The sequence below is a fragment of the Salipiger abyssi genome (assembly GCF_001975705.1).
Taxonomy (GTDB): domain Bacteria; phylum Pseudomonadota; class Alphaproteobacteria; order Rhodobacterales; family Rhodobacteraceae; genus Salipiger; species Salipiger abyssi.
In genome coordinates this window covers 65,918-89,602 of the sequence record NZ_CP015093.1, presented here as the reverse complement: position 1 = coordinate 89,602, position 23,685 = coordinate 65,918, and the positions used below count along the sequence as shown (strand labels likewise).

Below are 23,685 nucleotides of genomic sequence, written 5' to 3'. Positions count from 1 at the left end.
CCGGTTACTTCGCCCCTGTTCAGTCTTCTTCGAGTGCTGCGTGAAGGTTGATTTCAATGTCCTCGACCAGGTCGGCGGCGCGCTGGACGATGTGCCCGCCGAAAGGCCGCAGGCGCTGCGGGTCGGAAGCGGCTTCCTGCTCGAGAAAGCCCAGGAAGGTCTGGGCCGTTGGGTCGATTGCCGATGTCATCCTCCTGATCTCCTACGGTTCCGAGGCCTTTGCCAGCGGACCTCATGATGGCGGGCGGTTTTCCGACCCCAGCTCAGATGATGGCCTCGATGCCTTTCCGATCGATGACATCGAGCAGTCTCGCCGAGGAACCGCCCGGGGATTTCTTACCCTGTTCCCACTGAGCGACCGTTGTCGCGCCGACATTGAGAAACTGGGCAAAAACGGGCTGGCTCATACGGCTCTTGGCCCTGATCTTCTTGATCCTGGCCGGCGTGAAGGAGGGTTTCTCCGGAACGCAGATCCGATCCATGACGCGCATGGTGATGTCGTCCATGGCGCCGACCTCGTGCAGGTCCTTCGCCATGTCGTGGGCCATATCCAGAATGTCACTCATGCCTTGCACTCCAGCTCTGCGATGGTGCCCTTCGCCTTCAGCGCATCGATCTGGCTGTCATCAGCCTCGATAAGCGCCTTGGCGTTGACCGAGAGGGCGTCCTTTTCCCGGCGCGTGATGTTCGATCGGCTGCTCTTCGGAAAGCCGTAGAGGAAGAAGATCCTGTCGGATTTCTTCTTCCGGAAGCCGATGATGGTCCGGAAACCACCCGACTTGCCCCCGCCTGTGCGCGCGATCCTCTTCTTGAAGAGGTAGCCGCCAAGGTCGGCCTCGACGTTGCCGTCAAACGCCTCCTTCGCTGCCGCACAGAGGTCCTCGTCCGATATCGCCTCGGACCCGGCCCACTTTCTGAACGCCTTTCCAACGAATACTCTCACGCGTCTCCCTAACACTTAGTGTTACACTTGTCCATTTCAATCAGCTCTCGGCGGTCTCGGCGGCAACCTGAGACAGGTGACGATCGAGAACGAAGTCGACGAAGGTGCTGGCGGCCCCGATCGCGAGACGCGCATGCCGGGGCTGGAGACCCTTGAAGTCGCGCCCGCGTCCATGGCCCTTGCCGTAAGCGTTGCGCAACGGGGCAAGGGCGTGCGCGATGTTCCCCAGGCTGGTCAGGATGCCCCTGATTTCGTTCGCGCCCTTGGCATTCTCATCGATCCCGTCCGGCATGATCTTGATCTCCTTGCGAAGGAGCTTCAGCAGCTCGGGGATCTCGGCCTTTTCGGAATAGGCGACCTTCCGGTCATCGAGGATCAGCTTGCAGCAGCTCTCCACGATCTCCTTGGCCAAGGCGATCGCCTCGCCGGGTTCGCTGTCGCCGATGCGTTCGAGTCGCCTCAGGTCTTCGTAGAGCGTGTCCGAGTTCAGGGTGGCCGCCACGGCCTTGATACGCTGGACCGACCCACCCAAGGCATGGACCTTGCGTTGCGGCACATAAGCCGGTCGGCCATCAATGATGGCGTCCTCGACGAGCTCCCATCCGTCGGCCCGCAGGTGGCCATTGAACGCCCGGGCGAGCGCATCCTGCTCCGCGTCGTCTTTCCGGACGATGGGGTGGAGAACCTCGCAGATGAACTTCAGGAAGGTGTCCTGATCGGCGGCATAGAGACGGAAACGCGGATCGCTGTATACCCAGTCTTGTGACCAGTCGAAGTTGTTGATGCAGTGTTGCCAGATGTCCTGTTCGGCGTTCTGGAACCGGCTGTCATGAGAGGGCAGGGAGCTCAAATCGAAGATCCGGCTGAGAAAGGCTATTTCATCCAGTGCGCCGTGCCAGACGATCTCCCTGGCACGCATCTCATCGAGGATGGCGGCGCGTGTCCGTTCTCCGATCTTCCCATCGGGCAGACGCCGCCCCGGCGGCAGCGCACGCATCGGCGAGATTTCCGCGCTCACCCAGTATCCATTGTCCTTGCCTGTGACGAGTTCGAGGTTCTTCGAGATGATCCCGGCGATCTCATTCCGGCTGTCCTCGATCGACACGAAAACGCTGACCGGGACGCGAAGGAAGACAGTCCAGAGCTCGGTGCCGCCGTTCCAGTTGTCGTAGCCGACCTCGTCGATCTCAATGTCGGCCTGGCTCATGGCGCGCAGGGCATCGTGCTCGCCTTTCTGGCGAAGGAGATCTGCCACGGTGGGCAGGCTCCCCTCGATTTCGCGTCTGATGCTCAGGTATCTCATGGCGCGCCGAGAAGGATGTTGGCAGCTGCCAACACCTCAGCGTCCGAACTTCACGCGCACTCGGCGCGCACGTTCTCGGAACGCCTGCTCTCCGCCTTCCAGGATGTCACAGACGGCCCTCCTGATTTCGGAATCCTCAAGGCCTCCGCCTCTGTAAGTGATCTCGGGGAGACCGCCTGACGAATGAGAACCGGCATCGGCGATGATGACCTGATCAGCATCAGTATTGATGACGAGGTTCGCATTGTGGGTGACCATGATCACTTGGCGCTTGGTCTTGGCGGAGATGAAGAGGGAGACAAGCTCGTCGAAGACGGATTTCGGATCCAGGTTCTCCTCGGGCTGGTCGATGATGAGCGGCCGGTCATCCGCATCGTCCAGCGCCAGGTAAAGCAACAGCAGAACGATGCCACGGGTCCCGGGGGAGAGCTTGCGAATATCGAGTCCGTCGTAGAGAATTTCATAGCTAACGGAAATATGGGAAGTATCGAAGAGCCAGTGCGCGAGCTGCTTCATCCACGCGCGATATTTTTCGGTGTTGCTCTCGGAATACTGCGCGTGGCTTAGAAGGGCAGCTTGATACTTCTTGATAAAATCATCCAGCGCATCACGGATTTCCTTGGAGGTTCCGTTCTCCCATGCAGTGCGCAGATCCGCATCGGCTGCTGCGATCAGGGTCCGGCGACCTTGGAACGGCCCGGATTTGCGCCTGTCGAGCAACTCTTCTTCAGCTACCTCGCCCCAAGCATCCACATCGACTACACGACGGACCGAGAAGCCAAGTTTTCTGAGAGTGCCTGATGCCTCGGCCAACCGAAGCATGAGAGGAGCGTAAAGGTCTGCGAGGGCTTTTTGCTCCTTGATGATCGCCTCGAACAGGCGCTCGTAGGCATCCAGGCGCTCTGTCTGTAGTTCTTTCTGGCGTTCGGCCGCCCCCTCCGCATCCTTCAGGCGGTCCTTCAGGGCGTTCAGCGTCGAGGTTTCTTGCGCGATCTTCTTGGAGAGGGCGGCATACCGCTCGCGAATAACCTTGTCCGCGCTCAGCATCGCCTCCAGGCGCGTGGCTTCCGCCTGAAGGGTGTTCAGGGGTAGCGTGGTTAGGTCGGTCCCTTCTGCAATTAGAGCGTCGCCAGGTTTTGGTTCGGCGACAGGAGGCCCGGTCAATTCCTCGATCTTCTTGTCGGCGGCCTCGATGTAGCTTGTCAGGCTCTTGTCGACATCACCCTTGTATATGAGAAGGAATTCCTCCCACTCATCTGGCTTCATTCCGCTCTGCTGATGCCGCTCCTTGGCCTGCCGCAAGAGTTCTGGGGCCTTGGTCGACCGGGTGCTCGCAACTTCGTCCTGGAGGGCGATGAAGCTCCTCTTCTGGGTCCCGAGGGCCTGGATCTTGCTGCGTAGTGTCTGTGTGGCTCGCCCGATCTCGGCATGCCTTTCGGCCTGCTGCTCGCTTCCCTTCACGACATGCTTCGCGAGGTCGGAATTGTATCCCTTGATGAGGGCCTCTTTCTCCCCGATCTGTCTTCTCAGGGAGGGAAGGGATTCCTTCTTCTCGATTTCGGCGGCAACGCGATCCGAAATGTCGGAGATCGCTTCTGCCTCACGTTTCCTTGCTTGACGAAATCGGTCGGTCCTGAATCCGCGAAGTTCGGCGAAATCGATGGCTCCCTCTCGATCGTCATCTTGGTGAGCATCGAAGATCACGCGCTCGATCTCTGCGATTAGTCCGTCGGACGCCCCTGCCGCAGAACACAGATCCTCGACGAATTGTTGGGACAGGTATCTTGCTCGATGATACGCGGCCGGGCCGTTGGCATCGCTGCCGTCCAGGCGGCGAGTTGCCGTCGCACCCCCTCCCCATGTGAGCGTCGTGGTCCCGTCATCGAGAAGGTCTCGTGCACGCGTCAGGAAGGACGGGCTGTTGTTCTCTTCGGCCTTCCAGGCCGCCTCATCAATCGAGTCACATCCAGAAGCGATGATATCCGCGAGCGCAGTTTTTCCGGATCCCCGTGCTCCGATGATCGCAACAAGGCCCGGGTTTAGAGGGATTTCTGGAGTTCGGGCCCATGGCGCATTCTCGATAGAGACGTGAGAAATCACCTGCGATGGCGTCGGCGTTTGCGGTGGTTCAGTCCCGACATAGGCTCGGCCTTCGGGGTCGATGCATGCTTGCCGAAGCGCGTCGAATACCAGGCCTCCCTTGATCCAGGAAAAGCGATCCTGATCTGGTTGCCCGACTTTCTTCTGTTCGTGGGCATCACTGCCGTGAAGGCAGGGCTTGCAGCCTCCGTATGCTTGTAGAAGATCGTCCTTGGAGAGGCCCTTCTGGCCTATCCAAAACTCCCTTTGACTGGGAGCGCTCGAGAAGATGATGTTGGCGAATCTCTCGATTTCCTTGCGGGTAGTTGTATCCGCAGCATCCTGAAGACCAGAAGTGCCGTCGTTGGTCCCGGCGGCGACGGCAACAAGAATGTTCTCCTTGGCCCAACTACTCCGACCCAGGACCTCCCTGAGTTGCGGGAAGTTCACCTTGAACTGCGTTGCGCCATATTTAAGCGCTGCCTTGTCATCCTTGATCGTTGGGTCGGCTGCTTTCCCGAGCGCGATGAGATCCGGTCGGGGGCAGTTGAAGGTGTCTTCATAGGCCTGAAACTGGAGGCGCTGGAGAATGCGGTGAAGCTGATCGAGATGGTCTGGATCGTCGGGACTGACGAGGAGGTGGAGGTTGATAAAACCTCTCTTTGCTGCAGCCTCGAGGCGGACCTCCACGTTCGGAAAGATCATCCGCACATCAGGCAGGCGGCCCGCGTCATGATAGCGTCTGAGTTCCTCGTAGGTGCCCGTGAGGTAGTAGTCGGTGGCGCCGATCACTTCTATCTTGGGGGACGAGGTCTCCAGCCCCGTGAGGTATCTATCCCAGGCCTCTTCGTCATCGCCGAATTGATCATTCAGCACTGTCCCTGGAACATGGATGTGCGGGTCCCAGCGATGCCATTCGGAGCCTCGGCCAATCATGCTTGTTTTGTCCGGCAAAGATATCTCCTACGCGCTAAGCCCTTTTTTACAAGGAATATTGGTCGCTCGCACAGTCTCAGGTAATTTCAGGTTCTGCCTGTCAGAGGGTGCATGGCCGTGTCACAGCTTGCTCCGCACCTCCCGAAACAGCGGCTTGATCTCGCCAACCGCTTTCGAGCTCGGTCGGTCGAACTCGGTGATCGCTTGTCCGGAGATCAGCGCCTGCGTGAACGCCTTGCGCTGGCCGAGTCGGGCCTTGGCCACTGGCACGTCCGGGTAAAGTTCCTGCAGCACCGCCGCGGTGTCGTCGCCCTCGGGCCCGACCGCCGCCACCTGGCTCAAAACGAAGATCGCTGGCCGGCCGGTCTGCTTCATGATCTCTACCGTGCCCGCGGCCGCGTTGATGTCAAAAAGACCCGGCCGAATGGGAATGACCACCAGATCCGCCGCAGGGGGCGCCGCGTCGATCATGTCGCCGGCATGAGGGGGCGTGTCGATCACCGCGCAGTCGGCGTCATCTTCCTCGGCTTGGGAGAGATAGACGATCTGCCCTGCTACCGCGCCGGAATTGACACTCGAAGGCCCCTTGGGTGTGAACCTCTCGGTTGAGGATCGAGTTGAGAGCTTGCGACCTGTCATTTGTTCCCTTCAGCTTCCTCTATTCGCATAGCATGTCAGCCGTCTTCTTCACCATCGTCTTGCCATTTCTTCTCAAAGTTGGCGCGCGCTGCACGATGGCGCTCCTCGATGATAGTGGCAATGTCTGTAAGCATCATGAGACGAGCTGCCTTCTGACGTTCGTCGAGCCGAAAGTAGGGTACTCGAACCTCCCCACTGTCGGCTTTCCTGGCCAATGTGTCTGCCTCATAGCCCCAGTATTGAGCCGCCACCTCAAGAGGAATTACGGGTGTGCCGCCGAAGTGGGCCAGGAGCATATCAAGTGTTGTCATCATTACCTCCGCATGGTTGCTGCGTAGGAATTGAGATCGAACTGCAGGACGCGGAAAAGTTCCTTTGCGGAAGTCTGCTGGGCATGACGAGCGTGGTCGTGTCGCGACGGTGGTCGGGGATCGCGAGTGGCGTCATTTCGGGGTGATGCAACACCCCACCCAACTGGAGACGGCGAGCACCAGGCAGATCACGCCATGACGGAGATTGCCAGGACCGTGCCGACGCTGCCCTGGGCTGTTCGCGTCGTGCCAGTTCCAATCGGGGAAGGTTGACGATCGGAAAGCCCTGCCTTAGCCAACTACACTTTTCCTCCTTGCCTTATAGGCGCCGAACCTCCAGCTGCTCAGAGCAAGCCGCCAAGGAATTTCCCAACAGACCTGAGTCACGACTCAGGTGTGGCCCTGTCGCCAGAAAACGCGCCGAAGTCACGGAGTCGGCAGGTGATCAGATGCTGGCCCAGTATTCCAGAACCCAGTCCAGCCAGTGCCAATTCTTGAATTTATCGCCCTTCTTTTCGACATTCACATACCGATCCAAGCAGCTTCGAGACTGATGCCCTGAGGTCTTCATCACGAAATGGTCACGCTTTCCCTTCTCGAACAGACGGCTGATACCTTCGTGCCGAAGATCGTGAAAACGCAGATCGTCAATCTTGACGCGCTCCCGGTGGCGTCGAAAAGCGGTGCCCACTGAACGCGGGTTGTATGGGAAAATGAACTCCGACGTCCTGGGCATGGAAAGGATGATTTTCATGGAGGCTTGAGAACGTCTTGCTTATAGCGATTGGGCCACCGTCGGTCCTGCGACGGATTTGCGCGCAGTATCTCGGAAGGCCGTCTTTCGGAGCGCGTGCCGAAATGAAGGGTTCGTCCGAACAGTCTTCTACTGTGGGAGAGTTGTCCGCTTTGGTCGAAACCTGCGCCCGCTTGGTCTGTTTCGGCTTTCGCGAAGAGACTTTCTTGCTGGTCCCGGAACTTTCGGCAGGTCGCGGCTGGGCGGGCAGTTCTGCGCGGAAGGCAAATGGAGAACCCGCTGCGCGGTCACGCGAGATTTGCTGGAGTAGATTCTTGGAGCTAACTTGGGTCGTGTGAGACATGACCGTCCCTTTCTTGTTGATCGTTGAGAACGTGGTGTCACTTCGATCTGGCCGGAAACCGTCCGAATGGGGTAAGTCGAGGCGCAGCCAGAATCAGGTGCTTCGCCTGACCCTGGCGGAGCTCTGGCTCGGACATGATTGGCGGGATGGATGTTGCTACTCAGTAGCAAGCTGTCTTGAAAAACCCCCGGAAACCGGGGAAAACCCCCGGGAATCACGAGAAATCCCGTTAGGTGGCTGTCTGCGTATGCGGAGAGTAAGTGTATGAAAGTAAATGCAAAATACGCGTCACGGCTTGCCGTGGCACCCATGATGGATTGGACGGTTTGATCCAGAATATTTTTATATAATCAATACACTAAGCGGTTATCTTGTGTACCAAGTACCAAATTTTTCGCGGATGCCTTTTGTGAAGATCGCGGCGACGACATGTTAGGGCTAGTCCAAGTTTGGCCTGCTGCACCTTCAAGGCCACCGCGGCGTTGTCGCGGAACGATGGCTTGAGGAGTGACGGCCCCTTTACCGGTCTTTGTCAGGCGATCCCGGCGGTGCCGAGGGCCGAGAAGCGGTTCATCAGTGCAACGCGCATCACGGCTTGGCATTTTTGCGGGGCGGGATGACGGCGTGGGCGCCTCGATCTGCGACCGCGTTGTGGCACTTGCGGGTATCGTATGCGCCGTCCGCGGTGACCGATCAGATCTCGACGTCCGCCGGGATCTGATCCAGCAGCTCGGGAAGCATTGGCGCATCGCCGACATTGCTACCGGTGACCTCGATGGCCCGAATTTCCAGCGTCTGCTCATCGACACCGTTATGGATCTTGCGCCACAGGCGGCGTTTCGCGCGCCATGCTTTCGGGCGTGCCACTCGCCTTCGCCCTCCGCCTTTATGCCGGTGCTGTCGATGAGCAGGTTCAGTGGCCCCTTCGAGCCACGGTAGGGAATGTTCACCGCCATGTTCTTCTGGCGCCTGCTGAGCGTGCTGAAATCCGGCGCGCTCCAGTCGAGACCGACCAGACGCAAGGGGCTCTCGACGAAGCCAGTCGTCTGCCTGAGCGCCATGCCAAACAGAACCTTCATCGTCAGGCAGGTCTGAATCGCGGCGTCGCCATACTGCGGCTGACGCCCTTGCTTGCCCGTGGCGGGCGGCACCCAGACCATGTCCGGGTCGAACCAGATCGTCAGGGAGCCACGCTGCTTCAGCGCTTCGTTGTAGGCCGGCCAGTTCTTGGTCTTGTAGCTCGGGGGGAGAGGTCTGCTCATGCAGGGCAGCTACCACGCTGGATTCACCAGATGAATCCTACATCCGCCTTTGCGCAACAAAGCCATCATGCCCCCATCAGTTCGGGAGCGTGAAACACGCCGAGAAGGTGGTCGCAAGCCGATTAATGGGTCCAGACCCTAAGTGCATCTTGAATAATGCGAGCCGCCTCTTTCACGGCATCATCAGTTGTGTGCCGGCCGAGGCTAAACCTGATCGAGCAGGCGGCTTCATCTTCACTAAGGCCAATGGCCCGAAGAACGTGTGAGGGTTCGGGAATGCCGCTTGTGCAGGCGGAGCCGGTGGACGCTGCCAGCCTCGGCTGCAAACGGCTCAGCAGGTCAGCGGCCTGGACGCCTTCAAATCCTAAATTAATGTTGCCCGGATGCCGTTCCGCCGCGTTAGTTGGGCCGTTGACCCACACCCTGCAGGGTAAGCCTTCCAAAAGTTCCTTAAACAGGTCGCTGCGGGCAGCTATTGCTTTGCGTTCATTTGTTGCTTCGTGGCCCGTCATTAGCTTCGCTGCTGCGCCTAGGCCAATGCAAAGAGGCATCGGCAGCGTGCCGGATCGTAGCCCCCGTTGCTGACCGCCGCCATGGATGATGGGGGCCATCTGATCGTGCAGCTCACGTCGCGCAAAAAGCGCACCAACACCCATCGGTCCATACATTTTGTGCCCGGATAGGCTGATCAAGTCCGCATGTTGTGTCAAAGATGAAAGGTCTAATGCACAAGGAGCTTGTGCTGCGTCGCAGTGGAGGAGGCTGCCGTAGCCTGAGACAATGCGCGAGATCGCGGCAACATCTTGAATAGTTCCGATTTCGTTATTCACCGGCATCACCGAGACGAGAAGAACCTCTTCGTCGAGCTCAGCCTCCAGCGCGTCCATGTCTAGGCGACCCGCCGAGTCCACCGGTATGTGCGAGACGGCGAACCCTATCTCGTCGCGGAGCACTCGTCCGATCTCCAGGACACATTTGTGTTCGGTGGCGCCGAGCAGGATGCGCTTCCTCTTGCCCGCGGCTGCACGCCTTGCTACGCCAAGAAGAGCGAGGTTGTTTGCTTCTGTCGCGCCCGACGTGAAGATAATCTCGTCAGGGTCGGCACCGATAAGGTCACCAACTGCCGTGGCTGCTTCTTCGACAACCTGCATCGCGCGCCAGCCGATGATGTGTTCCGAGGCGTGTGGGTTCCCGAAGCACCCTGCCATATATGGACTCATAGCTTCCAAAATCCGCGAATCGAGCGGCGTTGTGGCTTGATGGTCCAGATAGATCGTATCGCCTAATTTCATATATTTACCAATCGCTTACCGTTCTCGATGCCCTGAAGCCCGCTGTCAGCCTGCTCTGCTGAGGTTCTGGAGGATATCTCCAGGAATGAGTTTGACCCTACCATATTTTGTGGGTTAAAGTCGAGCTGGATCAATCATCCAGGACGGGAAGAAATGCCACGGGGACCTATCTACCAAGACAATTACAAGCCGCAGTTCTCGGGTCACGAAACGTTCCCGCTGCGCTACGGATGGTTGAAGAAGGCATACGACGCGGTCGAGGCTCGCGCCGGTCAACCGGACAGCAAAGCTGTGTTTACCCGTGACGAGGCGATAGCTCATTTCGGCGTCGGTAAGAATATGGTCGCCTCGATGCGTCATTGGGCGGCGGCATCCGGCATCATCGAAGATGGTGAATCGCCGGGGACATTGACGGCAACGCAGCTTGGCGATCAGCTCTTCAGCGCGAACGGCCATGATCCTTATATGGAGCACCCATCGAGCCTATGGCTTATTCATTGGAATCTTGCGGGTCGGCCGGACAAAACGACATACTATTGGAGCTTCAATAATTTTCCAGGCGCAACTTTCGAGCGGGACCGGCTAGTCAAGGCAATTGAAAAGGTGGCGAAAGATCGCGCGTGGCCGCGCGTTTCAGCTACCACAATCCGGCGCGACGTTGAGTGCTTTCTGCGTACTTACGTCGCGCGGCGCCCATCGGCTAAAGCTTCGCCGGAAGATACTATGGAGTCACCGCTCGCAGAGCTTGGGCTCATTAAAGCCACAGGTAAGCGAGACGGATTTCGGTTTGCAAGAGGGCCGAAATCCACATTGAAGGACGGCGTCTTTCTTTACGCGCTGATGGACTTCTGGCGTGGATATACGAGCGCGCAGACGCTTTCATTCGAGGCTATTGCGCACGAGCCGGGGTCGCCGGGAAGGGTTTTCCTGCTCGATGAAAATGATGTCGCCGATAGACTTAGCGGTATCGAAGATTTTTCAGGTGGTGGATTCCGTTGGTCGGAAACGGCGGGGCTGAAGCAGGTTGTCCGTAATGCACCACTAGATGTCGGTGCGGCTGTCGAATACGCCTCTCGCGATTATCTTCCCCTGCAGAATAGTGAGGCGGCCTAATGGTGCTTTCTGATACCGTGAATATTGCAAGGCGATTTCAAAGGTCGATCCGTATTGATGCCGACCACGACGACTTGCAGGCTCTCGAGGGCTTTGTCTGCCCGAAGTCCTCTGCGGATGTGTTGGCCACCATCGGGCAGCATGTGTCTGAGACTGGTCATGGCGCTTTCACTTGGACCGGCCCTTACGGGAGCGGTAAATCGAGCCTGGTTGTCGCGCTGAGCGCTCTGCTGAGCGGCGACAAGAAGCTTGCTGCCAAGGCCAAGGCTGCTATCGGCAAAGGTGCAGCTAAGACGGTACTTGATGCTCTGCCTCCAAAGGAACAGGGGTGGATCGCTGTCCCCGTAGTCGGCCGTAGAGCGGAAGCGGCGCAAGTGATCGGAGAGGCGATCGAGGAGGGAGGTCTTCTCCAAAATGAGCGCCGTAAAAGCTGGTCAGATGATGATGTTGTCTCCGCGCTTCTGGAGGTTGCTGAGCGCAATCCGCAAAGCGAAGGTGGCGTCGTCCTGTTCATTGATGAGATGGGGAAATTTCTCGAGGCCGCTGCCCAAGAGGGCGCGGATGTCTATCTTTTCCAGCTTCTCGCTGAAGCCGCGTCGCGCAGCAAGGGGCGACTGATTGTTGTCGGGATACTACATCAGGCGTTTGAAGAGTACGCCAACCGCCTATCGCGCGAAATGCGCGACGAGTGGTCAAAGATTCAGGGGCGCTATATCGACCTCGCGGTGAATGCCGCCGGCGAAGAGCAGATCGAGCTAATTTCTCGCGCTATCGAGAGCGGAAGGGTGCCCGCCAAACCTGGCAAGCTTCCCTCAATCGTTGCTTCAGAAGTCAAGCGGCAGCGGCCCGCCGCTTCGAGTTATCTACCCGAGACCCTCGAAGGATGTTGGCCGCTTCACCCGGTCGTTGCCTGTCTTCTAGGCCCGATATCGCGCAGGCGTTTTGGCCAGAACCAGCGAAGTATATTCGGTTTTCTCAATTCGGCCGAGCCATATGGCTTCCAGGACTTCATTCGGCATCACACTGAAGAATCTCTCTTTGAGCCAGAGAGGCTATGGGACTACCTTCGTGTCAATCTGGAGCCTTCCATTCTGGCATCGCCCGATGGTCACCGTTGGGCGCTAGCGGCCGAAGCAATCGAACGGTGCGAGGCTCTCGGCGGCGATACACTCCATCTACGTCTTCTTAAATCGATTGCCCTTATTGACCTATTTAAGGAGCGGTCCGGTCTCCTTCCGACTTATGAACTTCTGGAGGCATGCGCTGGCGGCGCTTCCAGCCGCGCTACAAAGAAGGCGCTCGAGCAGCTCAAAGGCTGGTCGTTAGTTGTGTTCAGGAAATTCGCAGAGTCATTCGCGATCTTTGCAGGAAGTGACTTTGATGTCGAACGCGCTGTACAGGACGCGATGCAGCATGTTCGTGAAGTCGACTTTGCCGCCCTGCAGAGACTCGCCGGCCTTCAGCCAATCCTAGCGAAACGCCACTACCACGAAACGGGTGCGCTTCGGTGGTTTGATGTGGAGGTTGCGCCGTTGAGCGGGCTCATTCAGCGGGCACGTGCTTACGAGCCTCATGCGGGTACCATTGGAGAGTTCTTGCTAGCAGTGCCGACAGAAGGAGAAACAACTGAGCAGGCGGAGAAGATTTGTCGCGAAGCTGCACGGGAATCGAAGGACTGGGATGTTGTCGCCGGGCTATCGAAGCGTGCCTGGGCAATCACTGATCTGGCTCGTGAACTTCTAGCGCTCAGTGAAGTGCAGGAAGAGCATCCCGACCTTGCTGGCGATCCCGTAGCTCAGCGCGAAGTTCAAGCCCGGTATACGGTCCTTCAAGGCCATCTTGAGGAAGAAATCCGCCGTGCCTTCGATAATGCAACTTGGTACCTGAAGAACCATAAGCCTAGGCAGTGGTATCATGCAGAACTCAACAATGTCGCATCTGATCTTGCCGAGAAGCGCTATCCGCGGGCACCGCGTATAAACAATGAACTGCTCAACCGCATTAAGCCTTCTAGCAATGCGATCGCTGGTCAGAATGCTCTGTTGCGCGCGATGGTGACGCATGAAGGCAAGCCCCGGCTCGGTATTGATGGTTTCCCGGCCGAAGGAGGGCTCTTTGCATCCATACTTGAAGCAACTGGCCTCTACGCTAAGAGCGGAAAAGAGTACAAATTCTGTGCGCCTCAAAAAGAGAAGGATGAGTTCGGCCTTTACGAGCTTTGGGAAGCAACTGCGGAGCTTCTTAAGCAAGCCGAAGAGCGAACGGTAAGCGTATCCGAGATTTATCGCCTTTGGTCCGAACCGCCTTTCGGGCTGAAAGAGGGGTTAATGCCGGTGCTCGCCGTGGCTTTCATCCTTTCTCGGCGCGAGAAAGTCGCACTGTATAGGGAAGGCGTGTTCCAGGCAAAGTTCAAAGACCTCGATGTTGAGGTTTTGGCTCGGGACGCTGGCGATATTCAACTCAGGTGGATGAACCTCTCCGCTTTGTCCCGCCGTCTTCTTTCGAGCATGGCCGAGGTCGTCCGGGAACTAGATGCGGACAACACGCTCACCCATCTCGCGCCAATTGATGTTGCGCGGGGACTCATTGCGATCTTTGACCGGCTTCACCCGTGGACCAAGCGGACGATGCAGCTTTCTTCCAATGCCATAAGGGTGCGCGATCTCTTCAAGCACGCGAATGATCCGAATAAGTTCCTCTTTGACGATATTCCGGCCGCTTTTGGTGGTGAGCGCGCCCTAGACAGCGAAGCCGGATCGAAGAGCATTGTTGACGACGTTCGTGACGGGCTCGAAGAGCTCGTCCAGTCTTATCCTTCAATGCTCCGCCGCTTGAACGACCTAATGCTGGCCGAACTTCAGGTTCCGAACACCTCTCCGCAGGCCCTGGCTGAGTTGCGGTCTCGGGCTGAAAACATCAGGAAGCTCGGCGGGGACTTCCACCTAGACGCGTTTATCAACCGTCTGTCTACGTTCGAGGGTGGCGCCGAAGATGTCGAGAGCATCGCTAGTCTTGCCACGAGTAAGCCGCCTCGGAATTGGACCGATCCGGACCTGGACAAAGCTGCAGTTGAGTTGACGGACTTCGCACAAAAGTTCATCCGCGCCGAAAACTTTGCCCGTGTGAAGGGACGTGTCGACAAGCGGCATGCCATGGCCGTTGTCGTCGGTGTGAACGGTCGCCCGGCTCCTGTCCATGCTGAATTCGAGGTAACGGACGCTGAGCGAGCCGGTATTGAGGAAATTATCGCTAGTGTCGAAGGCGTTATAGACGCAGGTGACGAGCATAAACGCAGGCTTGTGCTCGCCGCGCTTGCGGAGCTCAGCAGTCGATACATGACATCAGCCGATGAAAGCACAGAGCCCAAGACTGAGAGGGCTGTATCGTGAGCAAAGATCAAGTGAAGCACGTACTCGGATTATCTGGAGGGCGCGATAGCGCCGCTTTGGCTGTCTACATGCGGCAGCACCACCCCGATCTCGACATCGACTACTTCTTTACGGATACCGGGAAGGAGCTCCCCGAAGTCTATGAATTCCTTGGTAGGCTCGAAGGGTTTCTCGGCAAGTCGATCCTGCGTCTCAACCCTGACCGGGACTTCGATTTCTGGTTAAAGCAATATAACAATTTTCTTCCTTCTCCACAGACGAGGTGGTGCACGCGACAGCTTAAATTGCGCCCATTCGAACAGTGGCTTCGTCCGCTTTTGGAAGAGGGGAATACGATCTACAGCTACGTCGCTATACGGTCAGATGAGGAGTACCGTGAGGGCTATAGCTCGAAGCATGACCGCTTAAAGATCGTTCTTCCGTTCAAAGAGGATGGCATCGATAAACCTGGTGTACTGGACATCCTCGAGGCGTCCGGTCTGGGGTTGCCCCGCTACTACGACTGGCGTTCCCGGAGTGGCTGTACGTTCTGCTTCTATCAGCAGAAGATTGAGTGGGTGCGCCTTAAGGAGGAGCATCCCGAAGCGTTCGAAGAGGCAAAGTCCTACGAGAAGGATGCAGTAGCAAATGGATCGCCGTTCACCTGGTCACAAGGGGAGTCTCTCGACGAACTAACGCAGCCTGAACGGGTCAAGCAGATCAAAGAAGACTACGAGAAGCGGCTAGCGAGAGCTAAAGCCAAGCGACAACAAAACCCCTTACGCGACGAGGGGGATGAATTAGATATCGACGAGCTTTACGGGCAAGCCAAAGGCTGCCTTGCATGTCACAAGTGACCGTCGAATAGGGATCGGTACGGTAGATGGATATTAAGCATAAAACCAGGAAGCTCGAGGAGCTTGTCGCCATGCGTGACAAGGTACAGCTCGATCCTTCCTGGCAACGTGGCCCTGTTTGGTCTGAACCAAAAAAAGCACTTCTCATAGACTCGATTCTTCGCGGTTATGATATTCCAATGATCTATCTTTGGGACCGCGGGGCTGGCTCACAGCCATATCGGTATGAAGTCGTGGATGGTCAACAGAGATTAAGAGCTATTTGGGACTTTCTTGATGGCGACTTTCCATTAAGCAAAGATGCGCCAAATGTGGGTTCCCGTCCGATCGCTAGCAAGGCTTATGAGGACCTACCTAAGAATTTCAAAGACAAGTTAAAGAACTTTGAAACCGTGATCGCGTATATAGAGAATGCGCAGCAGCCCGAGATATCGATCGTATTTTCTCGCATGCAGATGGGTGTTCGCCTCAACCCAGCAGAAATACGCAATGCAATTCAGAGCGGGTATCGCCAAGCCGTTGATACAGTAGCGAGGACACACTCATTTTTTGCGGAATCGAAAATACCGGCGTCGCGTTTCAAGCATCAAGACTACTTGGCGCACGCGCTGTCTGTTTGTCATCATAACGGAAAGCGCGACGCAAAGGCTCCCCAGTTACATGATGATTACACAAACATCACCGAGAGCTCTGTATATGCCCCGCTTATCGCGGATGCTAACAGTATCTTGGATTTAATTGGGGAGGTGAACGAGTTGTCATCTCGAAAAGTTACTCAGAAATGGATATTTGTTGACCTATTCTATTTTATTTATAGTAACATCGATAAGATAAAGAAAATCAAGGCATCAAAGCTATCCAAGGCATATTTGGAGTTTGAGGCCGAACGAAGAGAATTTAATGCAGAGCCGGAACAGTTGCTTGCTGGCGAGCCCTCCAAGGCTGAAAAGGATATGTATGACTATATTATTGCGTTTAAGATTGGTGGAGGCGAGCGGTCAAACATTAGACAGCGGGCCGAAGTCATCGAGCGGCGTTTTAAGCCTGTTCTGGGGATAAAGTAATGGCGCTAGAGAAAAATCAGATTCCGACAGAGTTATTCGACGCTTACAGGGAGGGTAAGTGCGGTGTTTTCGTCGGTGCGGGCCTTTCCCAAGGAGCGGGTCTTCCCGATTGGGCCGGCTTGCTGGTGAGCCTCATCGACAAAGCCGAGAGCGATTACTCTATTCCGAAGGAAAAGGCAGACGATTGTCGGAAGTTAGCCGAAGATCCGGCCAAATTCCTGATGCTTGCACAAGAGATGAAGGAGGTTCTCGGAGTCGAATTTAAGAGCGTCATCGAAGACGTATTTGGAAGAGCAGACCTTCAGCCGACACAGGCTCATGAGCTACTGGTCTCTCTGAAAGGTAACCGCTTCATAATTACTACGAACTACGACATGCTGATTGAGCAAGCGTTTGCGAAGAATGAGCAGTATAGGCAAGGGTACAAGTATTACGAAGCCCATGCGCTCCAACGCGATTTGTACAAAAGAGCATTCTTCATACTGAAGGCGCATGGCGATGCCAAGACCGCACCTGAGCATATTATTTTAACGGATAAAGATTATCGGCGTATTCTTTACAAAGAGCCGGGTTACCAGAGTGCGCTTCAGTCGATTTTTACTATGTATTCAGTGATCTTCCTAGGTTCTTCGTTGAAGGACCCTGACCTTCAACTTCTCTTAAATTACATTAATGCAGCTTTCCCTGAAGGCGGAATACCTCACTATGCCCTGATGACAACTGATGAGATTGGCAATACGGAGCGTGGTCGATGGAAAAAGGACTATAACATGAGAATTATACCGATATCTTCGGAGGACAATTACGAGGATATCAATCGGTTTCTACGCTTTCTGCAGGAAGAAGACCCCAAGCAGCAGTGAAGCCTTGATTTGTATATGAACTTTTTGCACATTTAGATCATGTGTTCTAGATCGTACTGTCGTAGCACCGGTGCCAATGTTTCGTATGCTTCGGAGCGGTTGTCCGAGAGCGATGAGAACTCGGTGACACGTCCCAGCTCGGACCTAATAAGCCGTTTGGCATATTCGGAGTCGGTGTCGTAGTCCTGCGGCAGAACAACGATAAAATCGTGGATCAAGGCACGCTCTTTTCCTGGGGAGCGGCGTAGGATGCGGCCGCGGCGCTGAACAAACTGGCGCGGGTCGCGTGAGCTGGCGAGGATATAGGCCGTGCTACATGCCGGCACATCGATGCCTTCGTCGAGGCACCGGATAGCCACCATGGCGTCGATGAAGCCAAGCCGGAAGTTCTCAAGGATGTTATCACGATCCTTACGGGATTCCCGTGACGTGAAGCGCGACACGTCCCAGGACATGCCGTGCAGCATGGCGCTGACGGCTTCTACCTGACGTTTGCTTTGCGCAATATTCTCCTCCGAGGCGTCTTCGCCTTCGTCGGTCTCGACCGTGCCGTCGCCGCAGTAGAATAGGGTGTGCTGTGTCGGCCGTTCACCCGTCAGCACGGCCTGAAGAGTCGGGAGCTTGTTGGCTGCCGAGCCCACCAAGCGGGCGCGTCGCATCAAAAGGCCTGTCAGCTGTGGAGACATCTCGCTGGCTTTGCCCTGCTGTCGGGCCATAATACGTCCGATTTGCCCCGAAAGCCCGACGAACTCGTCTGCTTCTTCCTCTGTGAACTCGACAAGATGCGGATAGTAGACGTATGGCGTCAGAACTTTGTCCTTGATCGCCTGCTTGAGGGTGTAGCGGGAAACGATGTCGCCGTAGAATTCGTTCAGGCGTTCGTTCCGTTCCTCATCCAGATAGTGCTCCGGTGTTGCGGACAGTCCGATCCGGAACTTTGCGTGTTCGGGAAGGAAGCCCTCATACGCCTTTGAGGTATGGTGATGGCATTCGTCACCGATCCAGAGCAGTCGGCCGCCCTTGATCTTCGAGAGGCATTCCTGAAACTCGGGGCTCTTCAGCGTGCGATTGACCACGACGATGGCGCCGAAGCTGCGGCTACCCATCGTGAGCTCGTGGACCATGTTCCGCAGCTTGTCCTCCCACTGCGTACGCGTGTTGTAGCATTTCACAGGGTAGATGTTGAACGTCGAGAGGATATCGACCCATTGATCCGCGAGGTTCTGGTAGGGTGCCGCAATAACGCAAGCAAGCCCGTCGATTGCCTCCGAGAGTTTGACGATCGCATGGATGGCTGTGATGGTCTTGCCGGCACCGGTCGCAAGGTCGAAAGTTCCTTGAAAGTCGCCCTTGGCCTTCCAGGCATCCAAGGCGTCGATCTGATGATCGCGCATCTTGAACGGCTGACCGTTGATCGTCGCGGGTTCACGAGGCTTGCCGGATGTGGTGCTGACTGCGTTTCCGGTGCGCGACAGAACCCGCGCCGCTATAGCGGCCTCGATCTCGGGGTCGGGCGTGTAGTCAAGGGAGCGGGCAACAGATATCAGCTTGTCACGAACTGCTGTGGGGATATCGATTACGGCCGTGCCCTGGCTTTCATCTCTCCAGAGCCGCTCAAAGCTATCGATATGTGGTTCGTAGAACTCGGCATGTTCCGGTAGCCAAGTCCGGAACACGTTGATGGACTCGTAGTTATGCGTCGGGAGTAGGGCATGCGTACTCTCGTTAGCCGACCCTGCAAACACAACCTGATCGCCAGCATCATCGGTGATGATGCCGACCTTGTCGTGATACATGCCGCGTTCACGAAGCGCGATCTTCACATCGAGCCGGCCATGGGCAACGAGCCACGACAAGGTCTCAAAGCGATTCTGGAAAAGCTCGTCGCTGACATTGGAAATCATCGACAGTAGCTCGCCGCCGATCTTGTCGGAAATTTCTTTCTCCCGGTAACCCTGCTTTACGGCTTCTAGGTCGCCTTGCTCCGAGAATGCGCCGAGAATGAGTCTGATCTGCCCGCCGCGCTTGACGAAAACGGAAAGCGCCTGAGCGGCGTAGCTGATCGTAGATGCCGAGAAGAAGCCGACGGCCCGGTCATACCTTGTGGCGACCGAGAGGGTAGGGAAGTAAAAATCTTCCAGAATGTGATCCTGATCGGACTTGTAGACACCTTTATACGTTATCTCCTTCAACATTTAGAAGGTGATCCCAGAGACATCAGGTTCTTCATCTTCAATGTTTAGGAAGCCGCGCTCCTTAAGCAGCTCCAGGATATCCCGGTCTGGATATTCGCCTCCGCCTCTCAGCATTGCTTCATGTAAAATCTGCAGACCACCATTGGCATATTCCTCGAAGATTTCGGCGCACCGGCTCTCTTCGCCGTCTTTGAGCACTTCCGGGTCCTTCGTCTCCGCAAGGGCGATCAAGTAAATCAGGTCTTCAGCATCGCCACGTTCGAACTGTTGGTAAGAGACATCCTCCACGCCCTCGTCTTTGTCGAGTGGTAGGCGTCGCCCTTCAGAGTAGCCGAGCAGGGCAGCAAAACAGAGGAGTTCCCGGATCGTCGGAAAGAGCGTCCGGTCTGTACCGGGAAGCTTCTGCATGGCGAGCCGCTGGACCATGTCTTCATGGACCTTGCTTCTGTTGATATTCGGGGCGCGACTGCTCATGGGCCTGTAATCTCCACAATCTCGGTTCCGTCGTACTCGGCGTCGAATACAGCGGTTCTGAACTCCTCACCTTTGAAATATCGGCTTTCGGGTTTGCGCTCGCCTTGTGGCTCGGTGTTGTGCCGGACAAGCAAATACTCGGCGCCTAGATGGTCCTTGACCGCGTTCAGGACATCCTCCGAACCTTGCGACTTCGACACAAGGAGCACGACTTGGCGCGCCATCTTCGGAATGAACTCGGCGGTGGTCGCCCGGTATGCTTCATCGAGCTGACCAAAAGGAGAGTCGAGCACGAGCGGGGCGACGGTTCCCGGCAGGAGACGATAGTCCTGCGCGTTCTGGCGCACCTTTGCGAACTCCACGAGGGCGGCTGTGAACGCAAGGCCAAGCAACTGGTTCTCTCCGCTCGATTTCGGAAGAGCTGTCCCGTCCGCATTGACCAAGCTGATAACGTAGTCGTCAGTCATGCGAAGGTTCAGTACCTTGCGCGCCGTAGCTTCAAGGATGCGCCGGATGCCTGAGCGGAGGACCTTCCGTGCCTGTTCTTCCTCGCTGACAAGTTGGACCTCAAGCTTGCCTTTGATCGACTCGCAGAGGTTGCGTCTACGTCCGTAGATGGCAGTCTGCTTGTCTTGCTTTGCGAGGTCAGTGATCTCGTGGTCGATCCGCGTCCTCTCCCGCTCAGCTCCACTAATATTTGTGCCGAGCGAGCCGATCTTGCGGTCTATCTCACGTAACTCGTCCCGCAGTTCGCCCCTTCGCCGCTCGCGCTCGGCGATGTCGTCGAAATTGATGCCCTTGAGCTTGTCACTGATTTCGGCAAGCTGCGCTTCAGCCGTCGCAAACTCGTCATTGGCCTCTGAGAGCCGCCGTTTGGCGTTCGTTAGCCTTCCAGGTGACTTTGCGCGCTCAGCTTTTAGGCTGGTAAGACGTGCCCGTACCTTGGAGACGCGGTCGCGCATGACCTGGTTAGCGGCCTTGTCCAGAAGGCTCGCAACCTTCTTGCTCTCGGGGCTTCCCGGCTCCAGCTTGGCGCCGCAGATACATTCCTCGGCTTCGAGAACGTCCTTCACAAACTCCTCGTTGTACGGCGAGGGAATACGCCCGCGATGCTCCTTTTCCTCAAGGAACGAGAAGGTTTCTTCTGTGATACGCTTCGAGACGATGAAGCGGCCATTCTCGCCGAGCCACTTATAGACTTCGTCGGAGTATTCCTTCTGGCGTTTGCGGGCCCGCTCCAGCTGCTTATCCAAGCGATCACGGCTCGCCTGAAGCTCCTTGGCTGCCGCCGTGTTCCGAAGCTTAGCGTCGATATCCTTGATCTGCTGATCGGTCTGCTCGCGCTTGCGTTCAAGCTCGCTGATGCTCGTCTTCGCCGTCTCTACCTGGCTCGTAAGTGCATCAAGCTTGTCGTTGAGCTCCTCTATCCGCTTCGTCGCCGCGGTGGTCGGAATCTGCTTCCGGAACTGATTGGAGACAGCCTTGAGGTCATCGATCGCCGTTTCGATTAGCGAACAGCCCAGAATGTCCCTTACCGCACTCTTGATCGAGCCTTTATTGTCTTCGCCAAGAAATACTTCCGCATGCTCGCCATCGAAGAGAAAGTGCGAAGCCATATCACGGGGTATGACCGTGTTGATAAAGGTGTCGGGGGAATCTAGTGTGATTTGGCTTCCATCATCGATGCGCGCGACCAAGAAGTCCCGGCCGGAGGAGCCGTTGATATTAACAAAGCGCTTTGCAATATAGCGCTTGTCATTGTGCTCGAACAAAACCTCCACGGATGCAACGGTGCGACCCGCTTTCTTGGCATCGTAGTTGAGAATGTCCTGGCGTTTTTCAAAGCGGGAGGTGGTTTCTCCGTAGAAGCACCAAAGGAGGGCGTTAAGCAGCGTCGTTTTGCCGACGCCGTTCTCCGCGTAGATGATCGTGACGTTGCGGTCGACCTCTTCCGAAAACCGGATAAATGTCTCGCCGTAAAAGCAGCGAAAATCGGTAAGCCTGATCTCCTCAAGAATCATCTTCGCTGCTCCCGGGCTTCGTGTGCCGTTCGATAAGACCGCGGAGCTTGCGCTGGCGCTCTGTCTTCACATTGCGCCTCTCGAAGAAATAACTTCTTTCTAGCTCGATGATTTCCCGAATTATTGGGTTATTCTTATCGTCTTGTCCTACATCTTCACTTGTCATGCAGTCTGCCTTCCTGCCACTTCCAGATGGTACAATTACAGAGACCCGAAAAAAATGCAACCTTTGAGAGTCCGGTTAAGTGCATGAAGTATAGTGCAAAATATTAATATCTCAGGCGCAGTGCGGCGTCTCGGCGCCTCCGGTAAATCCTCTTGTTCCTGGCTTCTCAGCGCGGCGCGAGCGCTTTTTTTGCCAATCGGTCTGTTAGCTATGCAGCCCACCTGGGTTCAGGCCTGTGTAGGTTGAGAAGGACGTGTCGTGCCGGCAGCTCGCCCTTGTGTTCGAATATAAAAGATAGGGGGATGTTCAATTGAGCGTTTCTTACATGATGCAGAAGAAGAAGTTGAACCAACATCAGAAGTAGCCGCGTCATTGCATAGAAGTGCGAAACCATCGCCCTCTCACCGGAAAGTGGTGTGCTATCTTTGCCGTGAAATATGTGGTTTCGAAAAATTCTAGCGAGCTCTGCGGCGGCCGCCGCGCCTTTGAGGTTATACTTTTTCTCTATCATATCTATTGGTTCGCGGATATCGTGTATCCGTCTGCAAATTTGTCTCGCGCCGCGGTATGATCTTTCGAAGGTAATGAGGTCATCATCGAATTTCTTATCCGAAGTGGCAAAGAACTTGCGTGCCTGCACGGGCAGCTTATCCTTGGAGAAGTCAGGGCCCAAAGCGTGTTCAATCGCGGCTTCATAAGCTGTCCATGTAAAGTTGAAAATTGTTAGTGCTGCTACGTATTTGGAGGCTTCTTCTCGCTGCACCTCATCGAAGTCCCAGGCGATATCGCAGTAAAGCCCTGACTTGCTCTCATCGACATATGACGGGTCAACGAAAACGTCCTCTATGCTGACGGCCATGTGGAGTGCGTACAGGGCACCGGGCCAAGCTTCATGGCCTCCGTCGATGAGGTTTTCATGGCCGCAACTCGATATCGCCTGCATAAGCGCCTTCATATGGTGCCGTAGAGGACGAAGGTCGTTCGTCCAGCATTCAGGCTTGCCGCAGTTGCATAGGACATATCGGTCCATCGGATCGGTCGCGGTTGGCTTTTGTTTAGGATTACTACTCTCGGGCATGGTTACTCTTGCCTAGGCGCGCAGGGCGGCGATGGATTTGTTCGTGCCGTCGCTGTCCTGGAACTTCCAGTTTCCGTTCCACACATTCTCGTTGCCTGCAGCGATGGACGCGTTGAGCTGGTTCAGCGTGTCATAGGTCTGGCCTGTATCGGTGCGGCGCCACAGGCCGTTCTCGGCCACAGCGCTGAACTGCTTGCGCTTGTAGGTCCGGAAGATCGTGAAGCCGGGCGGGAAGGTGACGTTGTTGCGCCGGTCGATAAAGCCCTCGCTGATGTCGGTGGTTTGGGGGTTCGCTTGTGTGGCGGTGTCGGGGGCGGGTTGGCACTCCAAGATGCGGCGCAGAATGGCATCTTCGGTCTCTTCGCCCTCCTGGCGGTGGCTCCAGATGGCGGCGAACACATCTGTCGAAACGGGTATCGTGCGGTTCATGATCTATCTCCTTTTGCCTTATGGGTAGTAAATAGCAAGTAGTGCTATTGTAGGTCAAGCGTAGATTCCTTGAGGGGGTGGGTGCGTCCGTCCGCCTTCGGCGCGGCTACGACGTGGCGGGCCGGGCTCTCGTGACCCGAGCCGCGCCATAGCCTTTGGCGACGGCGGGTCTCGGCCCTCCGGCTTCGATCCCTC

Annotated in this window: 19 protein-coding genes and 1 pseudogene; 5 read left to right on the top strand and 15 right to left on the bottom strand. The window is 56.3% G+C overall.

Annotated elements, in window-relative coordinates; genetic code table 11:
- Window positions 1-19: 19 nt before the first annotated feature.
- From Ga0080574_RS03975 to Ga0080574_RS03930, 10 genes and pseudogenes are all read right to left on the bottom strand, one after another.
- Entirely contained in the window at window positions 20-190 is a 171-nt protein-coding gene (locus Ga0080574_RS03975) for a type II toxin-antitoxin system PrlF family antitoxin (protein WP_083716759.1), read from the bottom strand.
- A 73-nt stretch (window positions 191-263) separates the two neighbouring features.
- Window positions 264-566 (bottom strand): helix-turn-helix domain-containing protein, encoded by a 303-nt coding sequence (locus Ga0080574_RS03970; RefSeq protein WP_076695361.1) that lies wholly within the window; start codon window positions 564-566, stop codon window positions 264-266.
- Entirely contained in the window at window positions 563-943 is a 381-nt protein-coding gene (locus Ga0080574_RS03965; protein WP_076695359.1) for a type II toxin-antitoxin system RelE/ParE family toxin, read from the bottom strand. The genes Ga0080574_RS03970 and Ga0080574_RS03965 overlap by 4 nt, the downstream gene beginning before the upstream one ends.
- 40 nt (window positions 944-983) lie before the next feature.
- Entirely contained in the window at window positions 984-2,198 is a 1,215-nt protein-coding gene (locus Ga0080574_RS03960; RefSeq protein ID WP_198039768.1) for an abortive infection family protein, read from the bottom strand.
- Window positions 2,199-2,282: 84 nt separating this feature from the next.
- Window positions 2,283-5,279, bottom strand: coding sequence for a TrlF family AAA-like ATPase (locus Ga0080574_RS03955; protein WP_217621191.1), 2,997 nt, complete (start codon window positions 5,277-5,279; stop codon window positions 2,283-2,285).
- 102 nt (window positions 5,280-5,381) lie between these two features.
- Window positions 5,382-5,900 carry a ParA family partition ATPase gene (locus tag Ga0080574_RS03950; RefSeq protein WP_156876266.1) on the bottom strand — a complete coding sequence of 173 codons (519 nt, stop codon included), beginning with the start codon at window positions 5,898-5,900 and terminating at the stop codon, window positions 5,382-5,384.
- 35 nt (window positions 5,901-5,935) lie between these two features.
- Entirely contained in the window at window positions 5,936-6,211 is a 276-nt protein-coding gene (locus tag Ga0080574_RS03945) for a pyocin activator PrtN family protein (protein WP_160382730.1), read from the bottom strand.
- A 445-nt stretch (window positions 6,212-6,656) separates the two neighbouring features.
- Entirely contained in the window at window positions 6,657-6,965 is a 309-nt protein-coding gene (locus tag Ga0080574_RS03940) for a tyrosine-type recombinase/integrase (protein WP_076695352.1), read from the bottom strand.
- Window positions 6,966-7,899: 934 nt separating this feature from the next.
- Window positions 7,900-8,570: pseudogene (locus tag Ga0080574_RS03935) on the bottom strand (IS5 family transposase); the annotation flags it as partial.
- Between the two features lie 122 nt (window positions 8,571-8,692).
- Window positions 8,693-9,862, bottom strand: coding sequence for a cysteine desulfurase family protein (locus Ga0080574_RS03930; RefSeq protein WP_076695350.1), 1,170 nt, complete (start codon window positions 9,860-9,862; stop codon window positions 8,693-8,695).
- A 153-nt stretch (window positions 9,863-10,015) separates the two neighbouring features.
- Here Ga0080574_RS03930 and Ga0080574_RS03925 point away from each other — a divergent pair, with 153 nt between their 5' ends.
- Genes Ga0080574_RS03925 through Ga0080574_RS03905 form a run of 5 tightly spaced genes read left to right on the top strand, consistent with a single transcriptional unit; the run spans window position 10,016 to window position 17,127 of the window.
- Window positions 10,016-10,975: a DUF4007 family protein gene (locus tag Ga0080574_RS03925; protein WP_076695348.1), complete on the top strand. Its 960-nt coding sequence runs from the start codon at window positions 10,016-10,018 to the stop codon at window positions 10,973-10,975.
- Window positions 10,975-14,364, top strand: coding sequence for a P-loop NTPase family protein (locus tag Ga0080574_RS03920; RefSeq protein ID WP_076695346.1), 3,390 nt, complete (start codon window positions 10,975-10,977; stop codon window positions 14,362-14,364). The genes Ga0080574_RS03925 and Ga0080574_RS03920 overlap by 1 nt, the downstream gene beginning before the upstream one ends.
- Window positions 14,361-15,200: a phosphoadenosine phosphosulfate reductase domain-containing protein gene (locus Ga0080574_RS03915; RefSeq protein WP_217621190.1), complete on the top strand. Its 840-nt coding sequence runs from the start codon at window positions 14,361-14,363 to the stop codon at window positions 15,198-15,200. Before Ga0080574_RS03920 ends, Ga0080574_RS03915 begins: the two co-directional genes overlap by 4 nt.
- Window positions 15,201-15,226: 26 nt before the next feature.
- On the top strand, window positions 15,227-16,264 hold the full coding sequence (locus Ga0080574_RS03910) for a DUF262 domain-containing protein (RefSeq protein WP_076695345.1): 1,038 nt from the start codon (window positions 15,227-15,229) through the stop codon (window positions 16,262-16,264).
- Window positions 16,264-17,127: an SIR2 family protein gene (locus tag Ga0080574_RS03905; protein WP_076695343.1), complete on the top strand. Its 864-nt coding sequence runs from the start codon at window positions 16,264-16,266 to the stop codon at window positions 17,125-17,127. Before Ga0080574_RS03910 ends, Ga0080574_RS03905 begins: the two co-directional genes overlap by 1 nt.
- A 32-nt stretch (window positions 17,128-17,159) precedes the next feature.
- Here the strand turns inward: Ga0080574_RS03905 and Ga0080574_RS03900 are convergent, their stop codons facing one another.
- From Ga0080574_RS03900 to Ga0080574_RS03880, 5 genes are all read right to left on the bottom strand, one after another.
- A complete protein-coding gene (locus Ga0080574_RS03900) occupies window positions 17,160-19,322 on the bottom strand; it encodes a DEAD/DEAH box helicase family protein (RefSeq protein ID WP_076695341.1) in 2,163 nt (720 codons plus the stop codon).
- Window positions 19,323-19,796 (bottom strand): DNA phosphorothioation-associated protein 4, encoded by a 474-nt coding sequence (locus Ga0080574_RS03895; protein ID WP_076695339.1) that lies wholly within the window; start codon window positions 19,794-19,796, stop codon window positions 19,323-19,325.
- Window positions 19,793-21,817 carry an AAA family ATPase gene (locus Ga0080574_RS03890; protein ID WP_076695338.1) on the bottom strand — a complete coding sequence of 675 codons (2,025 nt, stop codon included), beginning with the start codon at window positions 21,815-21,817 and terminating at the stop codon, window positions 19,793-19,795. Before Ga0080574_RS03890 ends, Ga0080574_RS03895 begins: the two co-directional genes overlap by 4 nt.
- A gap of 374 nt (window positions 21,818-22,191) precedes the next feature.
- Window positions 22,192-22,938, bottom strand: coding sequence for a hypothetical protein (locus Ga0080574_RS26415; RefSeq protein ID WP_076695336.1), 747 nt, complete (start codon window positions 22,936-22,938; stop codon window positions 22,192-22,194).
- A 135-nt stretch (window positions 22,939-23,073) separates the two neighbouring features.
- Entirely contained in the window at window positions 23,074-23,490 is a 417-nt protein-coding gene (locus Ga0080574_RS03880) for a hypothetical protein (RefSeq protein ID WP_076695334.1), read from the bottom strand.
- Between the last annotated feature and the right edge of the window lie 195 nt (window positions 23,491-23,685).